Source organism: Paenibacillus sp. FSL R10-2796 (assembly GCF_037965315.1).
Lineage (GTDB): Bacteria > Bacillota > Bacilli > Paenibacillales > Paenibacillaceae > Paenibacillus_AQ > Paenibacillus_AQ odorifer.
In genome coordinates, this window is the sequence record NZ_CP150178.1 from 1882174 (window position 1) to 1905036 (window position 22863).

19 protein-coding genes are annotated in these 22863 nt (G+C 44.7%); 12 read left to right on the forward strand and 7 right to left on the reverse strand.

Annotated elements, in window-relative coordinates:
* Positions 1-84 precede the first annotated feature (84 nt).
* Positions 85-243, reverse strand: a complete 159-nt coding sequence (locus NST58_RS08580) for a hypothetical protein (RefSeq protein ID WP_036675694.1) — start codon at positions 241-243, stop codon at positions 85-87.
* Positions 244-374: 131 nt separating this feature from the next.
* Positions 375-1331, reverse strand: coding sequence for a winged helix-turn-helix transcriptional regulator (locus NST58_RS08585; RefSeq protein ID WP_036675692.1), 957 nt, complete (start codon positions 1329-1331; stop codon positions 375-377).
* 376 nt (positions 1332-1707) lie between these two features.
* Here NST58_RS08585 and NST58_RS08590 point away from each other — a divergent pair, with 376 nt between their 5' ends.
* The 5 genes from NST58_RS08590 to NST58_RS08610 are packed head-to-tail and all read left to right on the forward strand — an operon-like array spanning position 1708 to position 7114.
* Positions 1708-3078 (forward strand): arabinan endo-1,5-alpha-L-arabinosidase, encoded by a 1371-nt coding sequence (locus tag NST58_RS08590; RefSeq protein WP_339247315.1) that lies wholly within the window; start codon positions 1708-1710, stop codon positions 3076-3078.
* Entirely contained in the window at positions 3075-4550 is a 1476-nt protein-coding gene (locus NST58_RS08595; protein WP_076125169.1) for an alpha-N-arabinofuranosidase, read from the forward strand. Before NST58_RS08590 ends, NST58_RS08595 begins: the two co-directional genes overlap by 4 nt.
* A gap of 4 nt (positions 4551-4554) precedes the next feature.
* Positions 4555-4827, forward strand: coding sequence for a DUF6171 family protein (locus NST58_RS08600; protein ID WP_076125168.1), 273 nt, complete (start codon positions 4555-4557; stop codon positions 4825-4827).
* A 31-nt stretch (positions 4828-4858) separates the two neighbouring features.
* Entirely contained in the window at positions 4859-6136 is a 1278-nt protein-coding gene (locus tag NST58_RS08605) for a glycoside hydrolase family 27 protein (protein WP_339248756.1), read from the forward strand.
* 12 nt (positions 6137-6148) lie between these two features.
* A complete protein-coding gene (locus NST58_RS08610; protein WP_076125166.1) occupies positions 6149-7114 on the forward strand; it encodes a family 43 glycosylhydrolase in 966 nt (321 codons plus the stop codon).
* A gap of 81 nt (positions 7115-7195) precedes the next feature.
* Here the strand turns inward: NST58_RS08610 and NST58_RS08615 are convergent.
* Positions 7196-8754, reverse strand: a protein-coding gene (locus NST58_RS08615; protein ID WP_143762009.1) for an IS3 family transposase whose coding sequence is annotated in 2 segments (ribosomal slippage) — positions 7196-8121 and positions 8121-8754 — 1560 coding nt in all. Because the reading frame shifts where the segments join, the coding sequence is not laid out codon by codon here.
* Positions 8755-8869: 115 nt separating this feature from the next.
* Positions 8870-9397 (reverse strand): hypothetical protein, encoded by a 528-nt coding sequence (locus NST58_RS08620; RefSeq protein WP_076130705.1) that lies wholly within the window; start codon positions 9395-9397, stop codon positions 8870-8872.
* A 235-nt stretch (positions 9398-9632) separates the two neighbouring features.
* On the opposite strand from NST58_RS08620, the gene NST58_RS08625 reads away from it, so the two are divergent.
* The gene (locus NST58_RS08625) at positions 9633-12308 is read left to right on the forward strand and encodes a YhgE/Pip domain-containing protein (RefSeq protein ID WP_076130706.1); all 2676 of its coding nucleotides are present in this window, start codon (positions 9633-9635) and stop codon (positions 12306-12308) included.
* A gap of 82 nt (positions 12309-12390) precedes the next feature.
* Here the strand turns inward: NST58_RS08625 and NST58_RS08630 are convergent, their stop codons facing one another.
* Positions 12391-13365: an aldo/keto reductase family protein gene (locus NST58_RS08630; RefSeq protein ID WP_076130707.1), complete on the reverse strand. Its 975-nt coding sequence runs from the start codon at positions 13363-13365 to the stop codon at positions 12391-12393.
* A gap of 66 nt (positions 13366-13431) precedes the next feature.
* Here NST58_RS08630 and NST58_RS08635 point away from each other — a divergent pair, with 66 nt between their 5' ends.
* Positions 13432-14139 carry an SGNH/GDSL hydrolase family protein gene (locus NST58_RS08635; RefSeq protein WP_076130708.1) on the forward strand — a complete coding sequence of 236 codons (708 nt, stop codon included), beginning with the start codon at positions 13432-13434 and terminating at the stop codon, positions 14137-14139.
* A gap of 41 nt (positions 14140-14180) precedes the next feature.
* Here NST58_RS08635 and NST58_RS08640 read toward each other — a convergent pair whose 3' ends face one another.
* Complete coding sequence (locus tag NST58_RS08640; RefSeq protein WP_076130709.1) at positions 14181-14951, reverse strand: DeoR/GlpR family DNA-binding transcription regulator; 771 nt, start codon at positions 14949-14951, stop codon at positions 14181-14183.
* A gap of 241 nt (positions 14952-15192) precedes the next feature.
* On the opposite strand from NST58_RS08640, the gene NST58_RS08645 reads away from it, so the two are divergent.
* The 4 genes from NST58_RS08645 to fucU are packed head-to-tail and all read left to right on the forward strand — an operon-like array spanning position 15193 to position 19545.
* On the forward strand, positions 15193-16959 hold the full coding sequence (locus NST58_RS08645; protein ID WP_143762477.1) for an L-fucose isomerase: 1767 nt from the start codon (positions 15193-15195) through the stop codon (positions 16957-16959).
* 29 nt (positions 16960-16988) lie between these two features.
* The gene (locus tag NST58_RS08650; protein WP_076220128.1) at positions 16989-18434 is read left to right on the forward strand and encodes a rhamnulokinase family protein; all 1446 of its coding nucleotides are present in this window, start codon (positions 16989-16991) and stop codon (positions 18432-18434) included.
* A 20-nt stretch (positions 18435-18454) separates the two neighbouring features.
* A complete protein-coding gene (locus tag NST58_RS08655) occupies positions 18455-19105 on the forward strand; it encodes a class II aldolase/adducin family protein (RefSeq protein ID WP_038569477.1) in 651 nt (216 codons plus the stop codon).
* 11 nt (positions 19106-19116) lie between these two features.
* Complete coding sequence (gene fucU / locus NST58_RS08660; protein WP_076277110.1) at positions 19117-19545, forward strand: L-fucose mutarotase; 429 nt, start codon at positions 19117-19119, stop codon at positions 19543-19545.
* 75 nt (positions 19546-19620) lie between these two features.
* Here the strand turns inward: fucU and NST58_RS08665 are convergent, their stop codons facing one another.
* A complete protein-coding gene (locus tag NST58_RS08665; RefSeq protein WP_339247322.1) occupies positions 19621-21612 on the reverse strand; it encodes a beta-galactosidase in 1992 nt (663 codons plus the stop codon).
* A gap of 264 nt (positions 21613-21876) precedes the next feature.
* Here NST58_RS08665 and NST58_RS08670 point away from each other — a divergent pair, with 264 nt between their 5' ends.
* The gene (locus tag NST58_RS08670; RefSeq protein ID WP_076142502.1) at positions 21877-22848 is read left to right on the forward strand and encodes a sugar ABC transporter permease; all 972 of its coding nucleotides are present in this window, start codon (positions 21877-21879) and stop codon (positions 22846-22848) included.
* The last annotated feature ends 15 nt before the right edge of the window (positions 22849-22863 follow it).

The following is a 22863-nucleotide window of genomic DNA, read 5'->3' on the forward strand; positions in this document are numbered from 1 at the left end:
TGTTGGAGCAGCTTGTAATTGCGCCAACATAAGAAATACAAAATAAACCGGGCAGTGTTCATACCACCCGGCATCTTCCAATCCTTACCGATGCTCAAACAGATCAATGGCACCCAATACGACATGAGCCAGACCAAATCCAAGTACGCCTGTTGCTGCCATCTTATACTTGCTTCCAAGAAAAGCGGCGCTAGAAGCGGTTACGACGGTTCCAAGAACAGCGGGAATTAGACCTTCACGCATTCGAAACACTCCTTCTCGGTGGTTTGGGAGACAAAGTTATTATGGTTCAATATCGAAAAAATATACGAAGCACAAAAAGACCCTAAATCAGCGTTAGCTGAATCTAGGGTCTTTTTATTCAAGTGGGGTTGTTACTCTGCTATTATAACAGCGTTACGAGGGAGGCCCTCTCCAACTTCATGTACATCATACAACACACGTGCCAGTAGGTCCTGGCTATAATTGCCGAAATGTTTTCCGTAAATCGTGAGTCCGCGTTTGTTTGTAGGTTTGTCGGTTACTGCGATACGGAAAGTGAGTTCACTTTTGTAATCCAATTGGATATCATCAAGGGTCACGTCAGAAATCCGACAGCCATCAATAAAGCTGCCTTCATTATTGATACGGATCAGCTTCAGCATACCGTATTGGTTTAGGTGCGGAGGCCACCAATCGGGGTTAAATGTTCCCCGGGTATCTCCGAAATCGCCAGGGCTAGTCCAGAATCCGATTTCAATTCCATTTAAATAGAAATAAAGGTCGGACGGATAGTTATCGTTAGACCCAGGAGCTTCAGAGCCGATCTCCATCGAGAACTGAATTTCGCGGAACGTTTGGTTGGCTTTAAGGTAGTTCGGAATTCTATATTCGAGGAACCCTTCAGCCATCCAAATAATTTCGGATTCAATTCGCTGCGGATCTGCAAAATAACGCGGCTCGTCGAAATCCCCGATGATGCTGTCTTTGGTAGCCAGTCCACAAGTTGGAACAGCCTGATAGTTGCTGTAATGACCTACTTGAATTTCTACTTCGTAAAGATTATCAACATCCTTGCTGCGAAGGTCAACAATAAGCTTGTCCTTATTTAAATAGCAGACCTTTTGAATACCGTGCTTACCCACTGATGTGTTTATCTCAATGAGACCGCTTTCTTCTAACTTTTTAATATGCATGGTGATGGCGCCGTTGCTGAGGTTCAGTTTCTTGGCAATTTCATTCAGGTTCAAGGCTTGATTGGTGGCAAGGAGCTCTAAAATGAGAATTCTGATTTCTGAGCTTAGTGCCTTAAAAATTTCTAATCCACTCATTAAATCTTTAATATAGATCATTTTATCAATACCTTCTTCCGATTACGTCATAAATTATACTATTTTATAAAATTATAAACTAATAAGGCATATAAATAAAGTATACTTCCTTATTTTGTAGAATGTACGAATATAAGAGGGATTTTTGGCATGATTTTTATTTGATTTAGTAAAATTTAAACATATAAAGAATTAATCTAAAGAAAAAGGCTGTTATTTCGCCCTAATTCATTTATTTCGAGTTTAATTTCATATAAATATAAAAAGGTTTATAGAAATATATTTACAAGGCTTTTTATATATGTTATTTTATATTGTAAGCGAATACATATTTTTTCATTTTAAATTTAATATTTATTGCTGTTCAATCTGTTGCTATTTCTGAGGTGATAATTTAATGGTAAAAAAAACATCAGATCTTGTCTTTCCAAGTTCCCCGGGGAACATGCCAATGTATGATCTATCAGTGATTGATATCGAGTCTTTATGGACGATTCACAACACACATGATCCAGGCATTATTAAAACAGATGAGGGTTACTATGTTTTTTCTACCGACATAAGAGTCGGAGGAGAATTACGTCCAGGCGTAATGGTTCGGAAATCACAGGATCTTATCCATTGGGAATGGGTTCATTATGCGCTGCCGGGAATTCCCCAAGTTGCGAAGGAATGGGCAGGGGCTACTAATTTATGGGCACCCGATGTGGTGAAATACGGTGAACAGTATCGAATGTATTACTCGGCCTCATCTTTCGGAAGTAGACAATCACTAATCGGACTTCAAACTTCAGCTTCTATTGAGGGACCTTGGACCGATGAAGGTGTAGTGATTCAGACGCGTGCTGAAGATTCACTGAATGCGATTGATGCCAATGTGCTTACGGATGCAGATGGGCGAATGTGGATGGTGTATGGTTCTTTTTTTGGTGGAATTCATATCATTGAGCTGAATGCGGAAACAGGCAAACCGAAGCAAGAAGGTATTGGTACGCTGATCGCTAAACGGGATAATACCATTAAAGATGGAGCAGTTGAAGGACCGTACATAGTGTATAACGAGCAATTCAAAAAATACTATTTGTTCGTCTCCTATGACTCCCTGTTTGAGGATTATAACGTTCGTGTCGCTCGTGCAGATACTATTACCGGCCCATATGTGGATTATAACGGACGAGATATGACTGATAGTGCGCATCAACCCCGATATGAGGTCGGCAATAAAATACTGGGTGGCTATCGCTTTGGACAAGATCCAGGTTGGATAGCTCCCGGCCATAACTCAGTTCTTCATGAGGATGGCAGCTATTATATAGTTCATCATGCACGTGGTGAAATCGATAAACATTGGTCCTATTTACAGGTTCGTCGAATTCTGTGGACAGAGGATGGTTGGCCTGTTGTATCTCCAGAACGGTATGCGGGTGAAGTGGAACAGGATATTCCAGAACAGCTAATCGCAGGACAGTGGGAATGGATTGTAATGGACCCCTCAGCGGATGGCCAGATTCAGTCTGCCGTCATAAGTCTATCCTCTGACTTTAAGCTGGAAGGTGCGAATGGAAAGGGAAGCTGGTCTTTTGATGGATGCAGAGTCCTGACCTTGGTCTGGAATGATGTTGTCGAGGGTGAAGGCCGGATAGAGAAGGTGCAATTGCTTCCGTCATGGGATTGGGAGAAAGAAACTCAGACCCTTGTATTTACTGGATTAAATGAAAATGGAATTTCCATCTGGGGTAAGCAAAAGAATGGAGAAGAGAATAGATGACTACGATCAAGCTACATGCAGGTAAAGGAATTAATAAGATCAGCAAATATCTATATGGTCATTTTGCTGAGCATTTGGGCAGATGTATCTATGACGGGATCTATGTGGGGGAAGATTCACCGATTCCGAACACCAAGGGCTTCCGCAATGACATCCTAGCAGCACTCAAAAAAGTTAATATTCCTGTCCTTCGTTGGCCGGGGGGCTGTTTTGCCGATGAGTATCATTGGAAGGATGGCGTTGGTCCAAAAGAAACCCGTAAGCGGATGGTGAATACGCACTGGGGCGGTGTCGTCGAGAATAATCATTTTGGGACGCATGAATTTTTTGAATTATGTGAGTTGCTGGATTGTGAACCGTATATCTGCGGGAATGTTGGCAGTGGCACTGTTCAGGAGATGTCGGAGTGGGTTGAATATATGACCTTTGAAGGCGAATCACCGATGGCGGACTGGCGTCGTGAAAATGGGCGTGAAGAGCCGTGGAAGTTGAAGTATTTTGGTGTAGGTAATGAGAACTGGGGCTGCGGCGGCAATATGCGTCCAGAATATTATGCAGATTTGTACAGACGTTACCAGACATATGTGCGCAATTATGGTGAAAATCAGATCTATAGAATCGCTGGTGGCGCCAACGTTGATGATTATAATTGGACGGAAGTGCTAATGCGCGAAGCTGGACGGTTTATGGATGGTCTCAGTCTTCATTCGTATACGATTCCTGGAAGCTGGGAAGAGAAACGTTACGCTTTAGGTTTTGATGAAGCCGAATGGTTTGAGACTATGCAAAAAACCTTGCATATGGATGAATTGATTACTAAACATTCAGCGGTTATGGATAAATATGACCCGGATAAGCGGGTTGGAATGATTATAGATGAGTGGGGAACCTGGTTCTTAAGTGAACCTGGTACGAATCCAGGGTTCCTGTATCAGCAGAATACACTCAGAGATGCATTGGTAGCAGGGGTAACGCTGAATATTTTCCAAAAGCATAGCAGTCGTGTGCAAATGGCGAATTTGGCTCAAGTGGTCAATGTACTGCAGGCTCTTATCCTGACGGAGGGCGACAAGATGATTCTAACGCCTACCTATCATGTATTTGAAATGTACAAAGAGCATCAGGATAATGAACTGCTTGAAGTTACTATTGAGAGCCCTGATTATACGTTTGGGGAGCTTACAATTCCACAGATTAGCGTTTCTGCATCTCGTGATACGAATGGCAAAGTATATGTTTCACTCTGTAACCTGAGCCATAAGGACAGCGCATCGCTAAGTATTGGTATTGAAGAGGTTAGCTTTAGCAAAGTGACAGGTCAGATTTTAACGCATTCCGTGCTGGGAGCGCACAATACATTTGAGGCACCGGATACAGTTACTCCAGTAGCTTTTGAGGGTGCGTCTTTATTAGGTGAAAAGCTGAGCTGTGAGCTTCCACCTGCTTCCGTGGTAGTCTTGACTCTGGAATAACATCATGTCAGAGAACCAAGAAAAAAACCGTCGCTGCAAAAGCTGTGATGAGAACATGAGAATAAGCCCAGAAAAATTGGAGCGTTTAATAGAAATAGCCACTAGAGAAAGACCTTTAGCACCGGAGGAGCAATATTTGCAGCGTATTGAACATTGCCGAGATTGCTCTGGCCTGCAATTTGGTAGCACTTGCCGTTATTGTGGCTGTCTTGTAGAGGTAAGAACAAGATTGCAGGACTCTACTTGCCCTTATCCCTTGGCACCTCGCTGGGAGTGAATACTAAGTTTTTGAAAAGGACGTGAAAATCATCAAACAAAATTTGTTAGCTGCTACGCCCCCGATGGGCTGGAATAGTTGGGATTGTTACGGGGCCAGTGTAAATGAAGAAGAAGTAAGAGGCAATGCAGAATATATGGCTACCCATTTGAAGGACTTTGGTTGGGAATATGTAGTTGTGGATATTCAGTGGTATGAGCCTGGAGCGAATTCTTCGCAGTACCGCAACTTTGTACCGCTGGTTATGGATGAGTACTCCAGACTTCAACCTGCTGAGAACCGGTTTCCTTCCGCAGCGGGAGGCAAAGGGTTTGCGCCACTCGCTGAATATGTACATGGATTGGGTTTGAAATTCGGCATACACATTATGCGCGGAATCCCGCGTCAGGCTGCTCATGCGGCCAGTGCCATTCTAGGATCTGAGCAAACCGCACGCGATGTGGCTCACCCAAATTCTATTTGTCCATGGAATACGGATATGTATGGAGTAGATGCTTCAAAAGAAGGCAGTCAGGCGTATTATGACTCGCTGTTCCAGTTGTATGCCAGTTGGGGTGTGGATTATGTGAAAGTGGATGATATTGCCGCTTCACGCATTTATGGATATCACAAAGAAGAAGTTGCTATGATCCGTAAGGCTATTGACCGCAGTGGTCGCGAGATGGTGCTCAGTCTTTCGCCTGGACCTGCTCCAGTGGAAGAGGCTGAACACTTAGCCGGACACGCTAACCTTTGGAGAATGACCGATGATTACTGGGATCATTGGCATTTGCTGCGCGGGATGTTTGAGCGCTGTGAGAAATGGGCTCCTTATGTGCAGCCGGGCCATTGGCCGGATTGTGACATGCTTCCGTTAGGTCATCTGGGCATTCGTTCTGTAGATGGCGGGGGAGACCGGTTCACGCGGTTTACTCATGACGAGCAGGTCACCATGATGACACTATGGAGTATTTTCCGCTCCCCGTTAATGTTTGGAGGAGAACTTCGGGACAATGATGATTGGACATTATCTTTATTGACCAATAAGGAAGTGCTTCATCTGCATCGTTATGGTAAAGGCGGCAGACAGGTGGCGCTAAATGAGGAGCATGCGATCTGGACATCTGAGGATGAACAAGGTAACCATTATGTAGCTTTGTTTAATCTTAGCGATGAAGCTTTAACGCTTCAGGTGTCGTTCGAGCAGCTTAAGGTTTCAATTCCTAGTACTATACGTGATCTATGGCAAAGCCGCGATTTGGAAGTGGTTAACGAAGGTATTTCTCAAACTCTTCCACAGCATGGTTCTGTATTGTTAAAGTTTAAATAGAGGAGAGAGATTATGAATACGAGTGTAGAATATAAAAATCCATTGGTGGAGCAACGTGCTGATCCATGGGTATATAAACATACAGATGGTTATTACTACTTTATTGCTTCTGTCCCAGAATACGACCGGATCGAAGTACGGAGAGCAACAACAATCGAGGGATTGGCTGCTGCAGAACCGGTTGTAGCTTGGCGTAAATATGAGACGGGTCCGCTTAGTGCAAACATTTGGGCACCAGAGCTCCATTATATTGACGGGAAATGGTACATTTATTTCGCGGCGGCGCGTACTACGGAGACGAAGGATGGATTATTCGATCACCGTATGTTTGCTCTTGAGAATGAATCTGCCAATCCTTTAGAAGGAACATGGGTAGAAAAAGGCCAGGTAAAAACCGCTTGGGAATCCTTTGCATTGGATGCAACCACCTTTCAACACAAAGGAAAATTGTATTATGTATGGGCACAGAAGGATCTGAATATTGAGGGGAATTCTAACCTGTATATCTCGGAAATGAGTAATCCATGGACGCTAACCGGTCCTCAGACCATGATTGCTACTCCTGAATATGACTGGGAGATTATTGGGTACAAGGTAAACGAAGGAGCTGCAGTGCTTAAACGTAACGGCCGTATCTTTATCAGCTTCTCGGCTAGCGCTACGGACTTCAATTACTGCATGGGACTTTTGGTTGCAGATGAGGACAGCGACCTGCTGGATGCCACTTCATGGACCAAACTGCCGGAACCGGTATTCCAGACCAATGAAGAGAATGGACAATATGGACCGGGTCATAACAGCTTTACTGTAAATGAAAATGGGGAAGATGTACTCATCTACCACTGCCGCAATTATAAAGAAATTACCGGCGATCCGCTGTACGATCCGAACCGTCATACTCGTGCTCAAGTCTTCCATTGGAATGAAGATGGTACGCCGAATTTTGGGGTTCCCGTTAAGGATGCAGCTAAACAATAATTTGTTAAGGAAATAAAAAAAGAGGGTTACTTATAATGAACTGCACCCCGTCAAGTAGACAGCAAAAAAAATAAAAGTAGTTTAAGCGGCCTTAGTCCTAAATTCAATGGGACTGAGGCCGTTTAGTTTTGCCTGTAACCGTTCGTTATTGTAAAAATGAATGTAGGTATCAATATCTGTTTGGAGTTCTTCAAAGGTCTGGTAGGAATGTAAGTAGTACTTCTCACATTTCAATGTTCCCCAGAAGGATTCCATCGGCGAATTGTCAATGCAGCAGCCTACTCGGGACATGCTTTGCTTCAGTTCTGCATCGTCCAGCATCTTTTTAAAATGCAGAGAGGTATACTGAAAACCACGGTCGCTATGGAGTAAGGTTCGGCTCTCCGGTGCTGCCTTCAAAGCTAATTCCAGTGTGTTAAAAACTAGCGAATTATTATTGGAATGACCCAGAACGTAAGCAACAATCGACTTGTCATACAGATCTTTTATTGCACTTAAATACGCCTTCTTGCCGTTTCCGTATTTGAATTCCGTTACATCCGTTACCCATTTTTGGTTTGGAGCTTCAGCCTCAAAATTACGGTTCAGCACATTCTCTGCAACCTGCTGAGGCGTGGAGCCTACATACTTCTTTCTCTTTCTGCGGATGACTGACTGGATGCCTTGGCATTTCATCAGCCGGTACACTCGCTTTGCGTTAATAGATTTATCCATTTGTCTGCGCAAATGCAGGGTCAATTGGCGATACCCAAAGGTTCGCTCCACCTTCTCATACAAGAGGAGCATAGCCTCTGTCAGTTTCTCGTTGTCAGCCTCTCGAGAACTGGGTTTGCGATTCAACCATTTGTAATAACTTGACCGTGAAATCCCTGCGATGTCACACAAAAGCCGAATGGAGCAAGATTGTTCCTGCTGAACGGCCTGAATGGCCAGGTAAATGTTCACCTGGCGAATGGTCCTTAACGTCTCCTCCTTTCGAGCTCCTCTAACTTTTTTAGAAAAGCATTCTCCGCACGCAGGCGTGCATTCTCGTATTCCAGTTTTTGCATCGCGAGTTTGTGGCGATCTGCTTCCGTAAGTTCTTCAGGCGCTTTAGTGCGTCCTCTACCGTCTCGTAACGCCTCTTCACCACCAGCTTCGTACTTCTTTACCCAGCTATATACTTGTTGGTAAGACACGTGAAAATGGCTTGCCGTCTTCGCATAGTCTTCTCTGTTCGAAAGGCAGTACAGCACGATATTTATCCGTTCCTGCCAAGTGGTTACGCGTCCTTTGGTCATAGCTTTAGTTCCTCCTGAATGAGCTGTTAAGCTGTTGCTATGACCATTATACTTCCTAATCCAGTTGGCAAGTTGGGTTGAACTTGCAATCTTATACTTGCAGATGATTTGGTTTTGCGACAATCCTCCCTCGAGATAGTCCTTAACGGCATGGAGTTTAAGTTCTGCAGAATATGTACGATTGTAGCTTCGGACTTCCAGCCCTTCGTATCCATACAATTGATAACGTTGCCGCCACTTCACTAATGAGTTTTTGGATATTCCATACTTCCGGGCCGCAGTTTTCAAACCAATGTCGCCCCGTTCAATTTCTTGGAGAATCGTTAACTTTTCCAGTGCTGTAAACTTCTTTTGTTCCATAAAAATGCTCCCCATACAGCGACAGGTTTTTATTATTTCACCTGTCTACTATATGGGGAGCATATCATAAGCCATTTACATGGCTGCTGAGTAACCCTCTTTCTTATGTTGCACCTTAAGGTATATATTGTTGAACGATAGAAGTAATTACGCCGTCCTGAATGGTGATGTGATACGGGAACTGGCTCAAGTCGATGACATCCGTTTTATTAAATTGATCCATAAATTGCTGTAAGGTGATGGACTCATTCCAGTTGATATCCAAGTCATCCATATTGCCAGTGTGATCAAAAATTTGCATCGTCACTGTGGCGTTATCCGCAATCGGATAAGTTGTCAGAGTATCAACATCATTTACAATATAATAACTGTCTGGAGCTCCGCCTATTTCTGCTGCAGCTTCTGGATCTCTTTCAGCAAAGATTCGATCGGCATCAGCACCCTGATACCAGTTTATTTCATCGGTCATACCGGAGAGCTTGCCATGGTCGGATTCAATAGTATGAAAGTAAACTGTTTGATGCTGGGTCTTGTCACTATCTTGCGCATCTACCCGTGTTCCAACGGTACTTGCAGAAGTAATGAGGGAAAGAAACAACAGAACAACAACCGGTAACACATACGCTGACTTTTTCTTAAACATTATTAATCTCCCCCTTGAGATATGTAAGACGTTGTATAAAACTTATTACCCGCTCTGTTTTTTCTTAAACGGGTTTATATTACTCTTTACGTGAGAAGAGCAGTTTTTGTTGCATTTTTTTAAAAGTTTTTTTGAAAAGCAATGAGAAGTCATGAGTTCCCTAAAATGAATAGTAAAAGCTTGTCTCCTCGGGCATATTAAAATATCAAAACATGCAGATTAGGGGGAGCAGCGAATGGGCGGAATACTACGGATTTATAGGAACGATTGGCGTAACTTATTCAGAGTTCCTGTGGCCGTATTGCTGGTTGCCGCTTTGGTGGTATTGCCCTCCGTGTATGATTGGGTGAACGTTGCGTCAGTATGGGATCCTTATAGCAATACTTCTGGCATTAAAATTGCTGTTACCAGCTTAGATGAAGGTACTAAGGTGCAGGAGAAGGATTTTAATATCGGCAATGAGGTCATGGAAAGTCTTCGGAGCAATAAAAACTTGGGCTGGACCTTTGTAGATGCAGAGACTGCACATAATGGTGTCAAACGCGGAGACTACTATGCCAGTATTGTTATCCCTGCAAATTTCTCCAAACGAATGACTGGAATTCTTGAAGGAACGATTGTGAAACCAGAGATCGAATATACCGTCAATGAGAAAATAAATGCGATTGCTCCTAAAATCACAGATAAAGGCGCCACTTCAATCACCACACAGATCAGTGAGAATTTCACGGAAACGATTAGTGAGACGGTATTTACTGTTTTAAGTCAAATTGATAAGGAATTTCAATCTGAATTGCCCATTATACGCAAGGTAGAAAAAGGATTGTTTAAATTAGAGGCGAGTCTGCCAGAAATTGAAACCGCAGGTAAACGTGTATTAAAAATTCAGGAAAATTGGCCGCAGATTCATGCCTCAGCAGAGCGTATTTCCACATTGGAGAATAAGCTGCCAGAGGTGGAAAAAGCGGGTGAGGCTTTAGAGAAAATTGCTGAGCATTGGCCGCAAATCGCGAGTACCTTAGATCATTTAGGGGGGCTACAGGACAAGCTGCCCAAGATTGAAGAAGCGGCACAGCTAATCGTTCAACTTGATAACCATTATGGTGAAGTTGAACAGATCATGGCTCAGGCCTCGCAAGGTCTTACGGAAGCGCATAAAATCGTTAATGCTGCCTTAACAGCACTGCCTGAGGCAGAAAAGATTGCCACTGCCGGAAATGATTTTGTTCTGGAGCTTCAACAATTTTTGGAGAAGAGCAGTGCTGCATTTGAAGCTGTTCCAGCAGCTGTCAAACAGAATCTTAATCTCCTACAGCAAACGGAGAGCTCAGTGGTCAAGCTTGCTGAACAGTTAAAGGGAGAGGATAACGAGCCACAAGCTGTACGTGAGCAGTTGGAGGTACTCTCAGCACAGTTGGCTGCAGGAAGCAGCGTGATTGAACACACACTTTCTATGTTAAATGCATTGAACACATTTTCACCTGAAACAGTGTCTATTGCTGATCTTGCGGCATTGAAAGGTGTAGACAGTGTTTTGAACAGTCAGAAGTCCTTGGTAAATGCTATGGCGGCTGACCTTCAGAATAAGGATAACGCTGATTCCAGTGCAATTAACCAATTGTTCCTAAAGTCTGGTCTTGGGAAGCTGGCAATTGCGAAGCTTATCTCTGGGTATGATTCGTCGACTATCCCTGCCATAAAAAATACACTGGAGCAAATAACTTCGGCGGCAGATGTCACAGCCACCGCATTGCAGCAGGTGCCAGATCGTATACCCGCGCTGGGTACCCTACTGGAAGAGACGATGTCGGCGATTGAGTTCGGGCAGACAAGCTTAGCTAGTCTGCAGCAGGATTTGCCAGCTATACGCGAAGCGGTCCACACAGCAGCCAGTGGGGTTGCCGATCAGACCCAGGGCTTTGGTGCTTTCATCCGAGATACACTTCCGCTATTGGAGAGCAGCTTACCTACTGCAGGGGAAAAGATACAGCAAGCTGCGAATTTCGTGCGTCAGGATCTGCCTACTGTAGAAGAGCGGGTTCATCAGGTCTCGGAGTTGATACGTACAGGACTCCCCCGTGCAGACAAAGGAGTGGCGCTTGCCGCAGATTTGGTGAGAAATGATCTTCCAGTACTGGAAGACTCGATTCGAAAAGCCGCCTCCACGATCCGCCAAATTAAAGAAGAGATTGATCTGGGGGAAATTGCGCAACTGCTCGGAGGAGATATTAAGAGCAAAAGTGATTTTTTGGCCAATCCGGTAGTGTTAAAAGAGAATAAGTTATATCCCATTCCGAATTACGGCTCAGCAATGACTCCTTTTTATGTCGTACTTTCCTTATGGGTCGGAGGCACACTGCTTGTCTCTCTTCTCCGCACAGGTGTGGATACGGGGGGGCTAACGTACAAAAGATATCAACTATATTTTGGCCGCCTGCTGACCTTCCTTACGGTGGGAATTCTTCAGGGGCTGGTGGCTGTCCTTGGCAACATTTTTATTCTGCACTGTTATGTGGTGAATAAGGTGTGGTTTGTACTTTTTGGAGTGTTAATCAGCATCGTGTTCGTAACCATTGTGTTTACGCTTGTCGCTGTATTTGGCAACCTGGGAAAAGGGATAGCGATCGTATTCATGGTGCTTCAATTCTCTAGCTCCGGCGGCACATTTCCGATTAGTACGACTGGGCGTTTTTTTCAAATATTAAATCCGTATATGCCGTTTACCTATGCAATTAGTCTGATGCGGGAGGCGGTTGGGGGAATTCTGCCGGAAGTGGCGATTCGTGATGTGATTTATCTGATTATCTTCGGTGTGCTGGCACTCTTGCTGGCATTACTCCTCAAGAAACCACTGGAGCCTTTTATCCATAAGGCATCTGAACAAGCCGAAGAGTCTAAATTGATTTCTTAAAGAAAAAGAGGATGTACCTAAGCCATGGTGATGGCTTTTGGCACAACCTCTTTTGTGTACTATATGGCAATTGTGCAAAAGGTTATCTGGCAGGAGCAAAATCAGCTACCGGCTTAAGAATCTCCTCGATCTTCTGTAAAGTATCTGCGGAGAGTACCGCATCTACAGCTTTGGTGTTCTCTGCAACTTGTTCTGGCTTACTGGCACCAATTAATGCTGAACTTACACCAGGCTGGCGTAGAATCCATGCCAATGCCAATTGCGAAAGCTTCAGGTCTAAACTGTGAGCGAGTTCATCCAGCTGTCCAACCACAGACAACACATCATCACGGAGGTAGCTGGAGATCACACCATTAACTGAATTATCCGCTGCACGGGTTCCTGCTGGAGGTTGTTGCCCCGGTTTATATTTGCCAGTCAGAATTCCTTGCGCTAGTGGAGAGAAGACCACTTGGCCCAGCCCCTCACGCTGGGATACTTCAAGGACCTCATCTTCAATATAACGTTCGAACATATTATAGATGGGTTGATTCGAGATCAGTGGACGCAGGTTCAGTCTGCGGCTGATACCAGCTGCATTGGAGATTTGGGCTGCGCTCCATTCGCTAACAGCGGAGTAGAGAATCTTACCTTGAGCCGTCAGATCATCCAGCGCGCGTAGAGTCTCCTCTACAGGGGTCTCTGTATCAAAGCGATGACAAAAATATACATCAATATAATCGGTGCCTAAGCGGCGGAGGCTGGCTTCACATTGCTCCATAATATGCTTCCGGGACAAACCACGGTTATTAACATCGTCTCCCATGGGGAAAAAGACCTTTGTACTTAGCACATAAGATGATCTTTCATAGGAGCGTAGAGCAGCACCCATCGCTTTTTCGCCTTCACCACGGTTATATGCATTAGCCGTATCAAAGAAATTGATACCGCATTCAAAAGCTTTGCTGATACAAGCATCGGCTGCCTTTTGCTCTGCTGCTGTTCCATATGTAAGCCAACTGCCTAGTCCGATCTCACTGATTTTGAGCCCTGAATTGCCTAGTCTTCTATATTTCATTTTTCTCTTTCCTCCTTGTATTCTATATGATAACTTTACTTGTATTATAGGAGACATTCAAGTTGAATGATTAATATACTAGTAATCAAGGAGATGAAAGATTCAATGACTAATCCAGCTACTAAAAAATCAAAAGTGATCTTATTTCAGGGTGACTCCATTACGGATGGGAATCGGGGTCGTGATGAAGACCCGAATCATATTCTTGGACATAGCTATGCGTATATCATTGGGGGCAAGCTAGGGAATGAGCGGGCAGAAGAGAATCTGGTATTCTATAACCGCGGAGTGAGTGGAGATCGAATCTCCGATTTATATGCACGCTGGAATGAAGATGCAATTAGCTTGCAGCCTGACATCATTAGTATATTGATTGGGGTTAACGATATTTGGAGAATGATGAAAGGGGAACCAAGTGGAGTTACGGACCGTTTTGAACGCGCTTACCGTCACGTACTTGAAGAAACACGTGAAGTTCTGCCACATACGAAGCTGGTTTTATGTGAGCCTTTTATTTTAAATACCGGAGCTCCAGCTGAACAGTGGGCAGAATGGGAAGCGAAGATTACACATTATCAGGGAGTGGTTAAGCAGCTGTCTGAGCAATTTGATACGGTCTATGTACCTTTACAGGATGCTTTCAATGCAGCTGTGGAGAGAGCAGAAGCAGCCTACTGGCTGTGGGATGGCGTTCATCCGACGACTGCCGGGCATGATCTGATTGCTGGGGAATGGCTGGAGGTCGTCTTGGAAAGTGGTCTTTTAAACAACTAAGTTATAAAGTTATTATCTCTCTTTATCTATGCACCTACTGATCACTCAGCGGGCGCATAGATAAGAGATACATGGTAATTATTTAAGAAATCGGTCCATTCCTCAGAAGGCTTCTGATCTGTAACAATATAATCCACTCTATCAAAGCTGAACAACTTAATGAACGCAGTCCGGTCAAATTTGGAGTGATCTACGAGCAGAACCACTTTATTTGCCTGCTGCTGCATAAGCACCTTCAGTTCACTTTCTTCTTCATTTGAATCACTTAGCCCGCCTGTCATGGACAATGCTTTACAACTGAATATAGCTACATCCACATTATATTTTCGAATCGTCTGTGAAGCGGTATTTCCAACAAAGGAGCTGGTCTCGGGACCTAAAATTCCACCTGTGGAAATCAGCTTTTGACCGGAGTGTTGAAATTCGGATAATACCACCAGAGAGTTCGTAATAATTGTCAGATTGTTTTTCTCCTCAATAATTCTACGCAAGGCTTCAAACACCGTTGAGCTCGTATCTGTCACCAAGCTGTCTCCATCATTGATTAATTGCAGTACATTATCGGCTATGATTCGCTTTGCTTCAATATTGACCTGATGTCTGCTGATGTAGGAAGGATCTTCATTGGTATGGGCGTTGAGAATGGCTCCACCATAATTTTTTTTGGCAAGGCCTTCTTTGTCCAGTTTATCTAGATCCCGCCGAATGGTCTCTTCCGAGACGTTGAATTTTTGCGCTAGCTCTGCGACATGGACCTTCTTCTGTCTGTAAAGCTCTTTAATAATTAGATCCCGTCGTTCAAATGCTTTCATTCATTCACTCACCTTTATATATAAATCGTCTGCTTTCTAGTGTACTACATTGTTGTTTAAATCTAAAAATAATTACATATTCACATAAAACCACAATATATAATAATAATATCACATAAAACCACACTTTTGTTTAGGAGATATGTTGTTTTGTGTTGACTAAAGCGCTTGCAGATTTTATGATGAAGGAGAAATAGATCTATTAACGATGACTCTAAGATGATCTTGAGGAGGAACGGCATTGATAGAAAACTATCCGAAAATTGGTATCCGCCCAACCATTGATGGCAGAAGAAGAGGCGTTCGTGAATCACTGGAAGAGCAAACGATGGGCATGGCTCAGCGGGTGGCTAAGTTTATTGAAGCGAATTTAAGGTATCCGAATGGGAGTCCTGTAGAGTGCATCATCGCCGATTCTACGATCGGTGGAGTTAAAGAAGCTGCTGCTGCGGCTCAGAAATTCTCCGGGGCTAACGTAGGGGTGTCGATCACCGTGACGCCTTGCTGGTGTTATGGCTCAGAGACAATGGATATGGATACATCCATTCCGCATGCCGTGTGGGGATTTAACGGAACGGAACGGCCGGGTGCTGTGTATCTAGCTGCTGTTCTCTCGGCGTATGCTCAAAAGGGAATTCCTGCGTTTGGTATCTATGGTGAAGATGTTCAAGAGTCTAGCAGTGAAGAGATTCCAGCGGATGTGCAGTCTAAATTGCTGCAGTTTGCTAGAGCAGGCTTAGCAGTTGCTCAAATGAAGGGGAAATCATATTTATCTATGGGTTCTGTTTCGATGGGGATTGCGGGTTCCATTGTGAATGAACAGTTTTTCCAAGAGTATCTGGGCATGCGCAATGAATATATAGATATGTCTGAATATGTCCGGCGCTTTGAAGAAGAGATTTATGATAAAGGGGAATTTAAGCGTGCGCTAGCGTGGACTAAAGAAAACTGCCAAGTTGGCGCCGATAATAATCCGCCGCATCTGCAAATCAGTGCAGAAGAGAAAGAGAAGCAGTGGGAGACCTGTGTGAAAATGACATTGATCGCCCGCGACCTGATGATCGGCAATCCGGTTCTCGCTGAGCTTGGTTTTGAGGAGGAAGCTAACGGCCACAATGCAATTGTTGGCGGTTTCCAAGGCCAGAGACAATGGACGGACCATTTCCCTAACGGCGATTTCATGGAGACGATGTTGAATTCTTCTTTTGACTGGAACGGCAAACGTGCACCTTATCTCGTAGCGACAGAGAATGACAGCTTGAATGGGGTAACGATGCTGTTCAATTATTTGCTTACGAATACAGCACAAATCTTTGCGGATGTCCGAACCTTCTGGAGTCCCGATGCTGTGAAGCGAGTGACGGGTCATCAATTGGAGGGAGAAGCAGCTCACGGAATACTACATCTGATCAACTCTGGTTCGGCAGCGCTTGATGGTACAGGTGAGCAAAGGATAGAGGGTAAGCCTGCAATCAAACCGTTTTGGGAGATTACAGACGAAGAGGCTGAGGCTTGTCTAAGCAATACACAATTCCGGCCAGCTTCTCAAGAATATTTCCGGGGAGGCGGCTTCTCTACCGATTATTTAACCCAAGGCGGAATGCCGGTTACTATGGCTCGTTTGAACCTGGTGAAGGGGCTTGGACCTGTTCTTCAACTTGTTGAAGGTTACACTGTAGAGCTGCCTGAAGAGGTTCATCATACTTTGGATCAAAGAACAGATCCGACATGGCCGACGACCTGGTTCGCTCCTAAGCTAACTAACAGTGGTTCATTCCAATCGGTATATGATGTCATGAATAATTGGGGCGCGAATCATGGGGCGATCAGTTATGGCCATATCGGGGCGGATCTGATTACGCTGGCGTCGATTTTACGCATTCCAGTAAGTATGCATAACGTTGAGGAATCACGTATTTTCAGACCACGGGTGTGGTCGTTATTTGGGACGGAGAATCTGGAAGGAGCAGATTACAGAGCCTGTCAGAATTTCGGACCGCTATATTAAAATCTTCTTGTGGAGCAGGTGTGCTTGAAATGGGTGATACGATTAAGCTTCTGGCTATGGATCTTGGCGCCAGTTCCGGAAGAGTGATGTTGGGATTGTATGACGGTAACACCCTTCGCATAGAAGAAATTCATCGGTTTGCTAATACGCCGGTGTATGTTGGCGGGCATTTGTATTGGGATGTTTTGAAGCTCTTCCACGAAATGAAAAAAGGAATCCAGAGAGCTTATAGGGCGCATGGAAAATTGAGGTCTCTAAGCGTGGATACGTGGGGAGTCGATTACGGTTTTATTGATAAAAGAGGGATGTTGCTCTATTCCCCCCATCATTATAGGGATAGGAGAATGGGAAGCCATCGTCTAGGGTTGGAGGCGCTGCTTCCACCAAGGGAGCAATTTAGCATTACAGGTATTCAACCGAGCTTGATTAATACGGTTTATCAGCTGTTTGCTGATTTTCAGGATAACGATTCTCTGCTAGAGGTTGCAGATACTATTTTAATGATGCCAGACCTGTTCCACTATTTATTCTCTGGTATCGCGGCAGCAGAAAGCACGATTTGGAGTACAAGTGGCTTAATGGACGCTGTATCTGGTGAAGTCTCCACTGAAGTATTCAGCAGGCTTAATATCCCGGTTGGTATAGTGCCACAACGGGTTCAAGCGGGAACGGTTATTGGTTCTATCCTTCCGGTAATTCAAGAGGAGCTTAGCGTAGGTTCAATGGAGGTAATTGCGGGTGCTTCTCATGATACGGCTTCAGCAGTAGCTTCTATTCCTTATTCTCTAAAGGAAGATGCAGCATTTATTAGCTGTGGTACATGGTCGTTAGTGGGCATGGAGACGCCTAAAGCTGTCATTACAGAGAAAAGCTATGAATACGGATTCACAAATGAGCAGTGTTACGGCCAATCTAATCGTTTGCTCAAAAATATAACGGGACTATGGATTTTGCAGGAGCTGCAAAGGAATTGGGCAGAAGCGGGAAAATACGTCAGCCAAGGCCAAATGGTTGAGCTAGCCGAAACCATAAATCATGCCCCAGCAATTATTGATCCGAATGACGAGCTGTTCAGTATACCCGGTGTGATGACCCAACGGATTAGAGAATATTGCGAACGAACAGGCCAGCAAGCCCCTTATACGAAAGCTGAGATTATACGCGTCATACTTGAGAGCTTAGCAGAGTCCTATCGCCATACGATTGACGAAATGGAAGAGATCACCGGCAAAAAAATCAATATCATTCATATGGTCGGTGGTGGGATTCAGAATGAACTGCTCTGTCAGCTTACCGCTAATATTACGGGGAGAAAAGTTGTAGCAGGGCCTGTGGAAGCCGGTGCAATTGGCAATATAATTATTCAACTGGCTGCCCTAGGGGAACTGGAAATCTCCGGGGGCAAGCAGGTAGTGGAAAGATCTTTTGCCTTTAAGACATATCAGCCTTCTTTGGTGAAGGTTTGTGAAAAATAGGATACGAGGAGAGAAACCCTATGGATACCTTAGAACAAAAATTACGTTTGCAGATTTGTGATATCGGGAGAAACCTGTTTAATAAAGATTTTATCGCGGCTAATGATGGGAATATTTCTGCTCGCTTATCAGAGAATGTAATTCTGACTACCCCCAGAGCGGTGAGTAAGGGATATTTAGAGCCTCATATGCTTGTAAAAGTGAATCTGCAAGGTGAAGTCCTTGAAGCAGCTGAAGGCTACAGACCCTCAACGGAAGCAAAAATGCATCTAAGAATTTATAATGAGCTGCCAGAGATGAAGGGTGTGGTCCATGCACATCCCCCGTATGCTACTGCATTTGCCATAAAAGGTGAGGCGCTCGACAAGATGATGATGCCAGAGTCGGTGATTATGATCGGAGATATTCCGTTGGCGGAATATGGAACACCATCGACGGAAGAAATTCCAGATTCACTGATGCCTTTCCTGGGCAAAAAAACTGCGGTTCTGCTAGAGAATCACGGAGCCCTTACTTGGGGAGAAGATGTTATGGAAGCATATCTGAATATGGAGCGGCTTGAGTATACCGCCAAGCTCACCTTCATTACCCGGATGATTGGCGGGGAGAGAGAATTGCCACAGCATCGGATTGATGAGCTGGTAGCGTTGCGATCATTTTATGGGAAGTAAAGAGGTGCCTTATGTTAAAAGGAATTCCTAAGCTGCTGTCTCCGGAGCTGGTACGCATTCTGATGGAGATGGGTCATGGGGATGAGCTTGTATTGGCTGATGCGAATTATCCCGGACATTCGTTGAATCCGAGGGTACTGAGATATGATGGCATCGGTATTCCTGAACTGCTGGATGCCATCTTAGAGTTGTTACCTCTGGATCATTACGCAGAGCAACAGGTGGCTTTTATGGCAGTGGTTGCAGGAGATCCAACTGTGCCGGTCATTTGGACCACATACGAGACAATCATCGCCAAACATGATGCTGAAGCCACGATTAAACATGAGGAACGTTTTGATTTCTATAACCGTTCTAAGCAAAGTTATGCAGTTATAGTTACTGGTGAAGAAGCGTTGTATGGGAACGTTATTCTTAAAAAAGGCGTTATTAAAAGTTAAAATAACGGAAACGAAGCCGCTAACCGCTTGGGTGACCAAGGAGTTAGCGGCTTTTTATGCTGCAAGGATAAGTATTTATAACCGGATTACTCGGTACTCATATGCACCAAGGGAGAGGGGGCCGCAGGCCACGGATTTGCCTGAGAGAACATCATGTCCGTCCCGCGGGAGTGTGAGACTTCCCCCGTGTCCATCCATATTTACAAGGGTCCAGACTTCGGCAGCCTGGTCATCGCTTCTAGGGCAGACAAGGGTTCCCTTAGTGACATCACTGCGTAGGGTAACACCAGCACGTTCTGCATAATGATCAATGAGTTTATATAACATTAGGTCGCCTTCTTCACCGGCAGGCATTGAACCCAGCATAACAATAGTGCCTTGTCCGTAAGGCTGCTCCGTCAGGAAGGACAACCCCGGCGTCACCCCCTCCGTAACCATTCCGATACTGGAAACGGACTCTGAAACGGGTTCAAAAACAGAACTCCACAAGGACAAGGGAGCAGATACCCCAAAAGCGTGTCCAATCGTGCCTGTTGATTCCAGCGGATAGGTAAACTTAGTTTTGACGCCTGCTAACCGCTCCAATTCCCCAAGTCCGGCATTCGTATGAAGGGTATGCTCCTTCGTTCGTCCTCCGGTAAGAGGACCGACAATCCAAATCCCGCCAGCTGCTGTGAAGGCCAGGGCACTTTGCACATACTCGGGGGACAAATAATGTACGAATGGAGTGAATAACAGCTTGTATCCGGTTAAGTCTCCGCCTTCGGGCAGCAGATCCCTGTGAATGCCCATATGAAGAATTCTTTTGTAGAAATCGCCCAGCAGACTACGATAATTTAGCTTCCGATGAGGTTCAGTTGCGAGATAAGCTTTGGTTCTGTCCGAATAGGTGATCGCAACATCTGCCCGAAGGGGCCGGGTGGAGAGCATAATTTGTTCAATTTCCCGCCGTGCTTGATTGGCCTCCAGCACATTAACGTACCCTAGAGCTGGTTCTCCCCAGGCACTAAGGATCGAGCTATGTGTTTGTTCACTTCCGGAAGTATGCTGGCGCCAGAGCCAATAGCAAAATGCACCTGCACCCAGCGCATAGGCGGCAACTGCTTCTGCTTTCAGATATCCATTCGGATGGGGCACACCAAAACTGACTAGAGATGCGGCAAACGAGGGTCCGGTCTCCATTATCCAGAAATCTTTTCCCGGCTTGAAATTTCGCCACAGATCACAGTTAAGCAGATAAGCATGCATATTTTCCTGTGAGGCATAGGTGTCGTAGGCAGCAAAGTCGAGATTTTGAAATAGCCGCTCATTATCTAGATGAAAAGCGACACTGCTGTTGTGGGTAATTGGCGCAGTGGAGTGGCGGCGGATAATATCAGCCTGCTCATCGGCGAATTCAGCGATCTTTTCCATTGAAAATAAGCGATACATCGTCCGCAGGGATGAATTGTGGAGGAAAGGTGCGGGTCCTGGCTGTGGCACCTGATCAAAACGTTGATAAGTTTGGCTCCAGACGGCTGTTCCCCATGCCTCATTCAACCTTTCAATGGAGCTGTAGCGCTGCTGCAACCAGATATGCCATAAGCCTTTACAGGTCTCACACATACACTCCGCCACATGCGCTTTGAATTCGTTATCGAGCTGCCAGGCGGTTAACCCCGGCAGTGCTCCGGTCTCCTTGGCAATATGCTCCGTAATAATGGCTGCCCGCTCACGAAAATAAGGATTGTTCGTACAGATATGCTGCCGTGCTCCATGTCCCATTACCGTTCCGCTTTCATCCACATAACAGCGCTCAGGATGTCCATGAGTAAGCCAGATGGGGGGTGTAGGTGTCGGCGTACACATTACTGTGTCAATTCCGTTTCTATGTAACCTTTCGATATATTTCACGACGGGACCGATATCAATCTTATCTTCTTCTGGCTCCAAAGCAGACCAAATGAATTCTCCGATTCGTACGATATTAATCCCCGTTTCTTTCATTAGAAGGATGTCCTGCTCAAGCACCTCTTCACTCCATAGCTCGGGATACCAAGCAGCACCGTAGTATAGCTTGTTCTTCAATTCAGTTCCTCCTTTAAGGCAAACATTTGCTGGAAATCATCACTTGGAATCATAGGTGCTTAATGTCTTACGGACAATAGTAAACTTTTGCGCGGTTTGGACTTTTTAGATAAAATGGGATTTTTAGCTTATATAGAGCGTTCAAAAAAGTCCGATTGCTGGAAAAAATCACTAGCAGCATAATAGGAGTCGCAGTAAGGGTGATTGCAGTAATCCATGGCTACAGTAATCGCGAGCTGTACATGACAAATGGAGGTGAACAGGATGAAGCACGTAACAGTTCCGGGAACTTCAGAACAACAGCCAAAGCCGCAGACCTATCGAAATATCCGGGTAAGAAGATGGAAACGTTTTAAACGTGATAAATGGTTATATATTCTGCTGCTCCCTGGAGTCCTTTATTTTCTTGTTTTCAAATATGTTCCGATGTGGGGCGTGCTGCTGGCTTTTAAGAATTACCAGCCGTTTCTTGGTTTTCAGAAAAGTGAATGGGTAGGTTTTGAGCATTTTCGTGTTTTTTTCCAGAATCCTGATTTCTTTATGCTGCTGCGCAATACGTTATTGTTATCGTTTTATAATTTGATTTTCTTTTTTCCGGCGCCGATTATTCTGGCACTGCTTCTAAACGAAATACGGCTTTCCTTCTATAAAAAGACGATACAAACGATGATTTATGTTCCGCACTTTATATCCATGGTCATTGTGGCCAGTATGAGCTATGTATTTCTAACTACGGAAGGCGGGACTGTAAATGAGTTTTTGTATACGTTTACAGGCAGGAAAATAGACTTTCTAGCTAATCCTGACTGGTTCCGTCCATTGATTATTCTCCAGACGATCTGGAAGGAGTGCGGCTGGGGGACGATTATATTCCTGGCAGCGCTGGCCGGTGTAGATGTGGAGCAATATGAGGCTGCGGTAGTAGATGGTGCGAACCGGTGGCGGCAGATTTGGCATATTACGTTGCCTGCTATCCGCAGTACAATCGTTATTTTACTTATTCTTCGGATGGGAACGATTTTGGATAACGGTTTTGAACAAATTTATTTAATGATGAATGCTCTTAATCGTGAAGTAGGTGAGGTGTTCGATACCTATGTATACGCGCTGGGAATTACCCAGGGAGCTTTTAGTTACAGCACGGCTGTTGGATTATTTAAATCAATAATCGGTGTGACGCTTGTGCTCGGGACGAATTGGATCGCCAAAAAATTTGGTGAATCTGGACTTTATTGAGAAGGGAGAAGCTTG

Excerpts from the sequence above, each read along its gene's own strand:
- NST58_RS08625 (WP_076130706.1), top strand. The coding sequence starts at position 9,633 with ATGGGCGGAATACTACGGATTTATAGGAACGATTGGCGTAACTTATTC.
- NST58_RS08630 (WP_076130707.1), bottom strand. The coding sequence starts at position 13,365 with ATGAAATATAGAAGACTAGGCAATTCAGGGCTCAAAATCAGTGAGATC.
- NST58_RS08635 (WP_076130708.1), top strand. The coding sequence starts at position 13,432 with ATGATTAATATACTAGTAATCAAGGAGATGAAAGATTCAATGACTAAT.
- NST58_RS08585 (WP_036675692.1), bottom strand. The coding sequence starts at position 1,331 with ATGATCTATATTAAAGATTTAATGAGTGGATTAGAAATTTTTAAGGCA.
- NST58_RS08655 (WP_038569477.1), top strand. The coding sequence starts at position 18,455 with ATGGATACCTTAGAACAAAAATTACGTTTGCAGATTTGTGATATCGGG.
- NST58_RS08610 (WP_076125166.1), top strand. The coding sequence starts at position 6,149 with ATGAATACGAGTGTAGAATATAAAAATCCATTGGTGGAGCAACGTGCT.
- NST58_RS08590 (WP_339247315.1), top strand. The coding sequence starts at position 1,708 with ATGGTAAAAAAAACATCAGATCTTGTCTTTCCAAGTTCCCCGGGGAAC.
- NST58_RS08580 (WP_036675694.1), bottom strand. The coding sequence starts at position 243 with ATGCGTGAAGGTCTAATTCCCGCTGTTCTTGGAACCGTCGTAACCGCT.
- NST58_RS08650 (WP_076220128.1), top strand. The coding sequence starts at position 16,989 with ATGGGTGATACGATTAAGCTTCTGGCTATGGATCTTGGCGCCAGTTCC.
- NST58_RS08600 (WP_076125168.1), top strand. The coding sequence starts at position 4,555 with ATGTCAGAGAACCAAGAAAAAAACCGTCGCTGCAAAAGCTGTGATGAG.
- NST58_RS08670 (WP_076142502.1), top strand. The coding sequence starts at position 21,877 with ATGAAGCACGTAACAGTTCCGGGAACTTCAGAACAACAGCCAAAGCCG.
- NST58_RS08620 (WP_076130705.1), bottom strand. The coding sequence starts at position 9,397 with ATGTTTAAGAAAAAGTCAGCGTATGTGTTACCGGTTGTTGTTCTGTTG.
- NST58_RS08640 (WP_076130709.1), bottom strand. The coding sequence starts at position 14,951 with ATGAAAGCATTTGAACGACGGGATCTAATTATTAAAGAGCTTTACAGA.
- NST58_RS08595 (WP_076125169.1), top strand. The coding sequence starts at position 3,075 with ATGACTACGATCAAGCTACATGCAGGTAAAGGAATTAATAAGATCAGC.
- fucU (WP_076277110.1), top strand. The coding sequence starts at position 19,117 with ATGTTAAAAGGAATTCCTAAGCTGCTGTCTCCGGAGCTGGTACGCATT.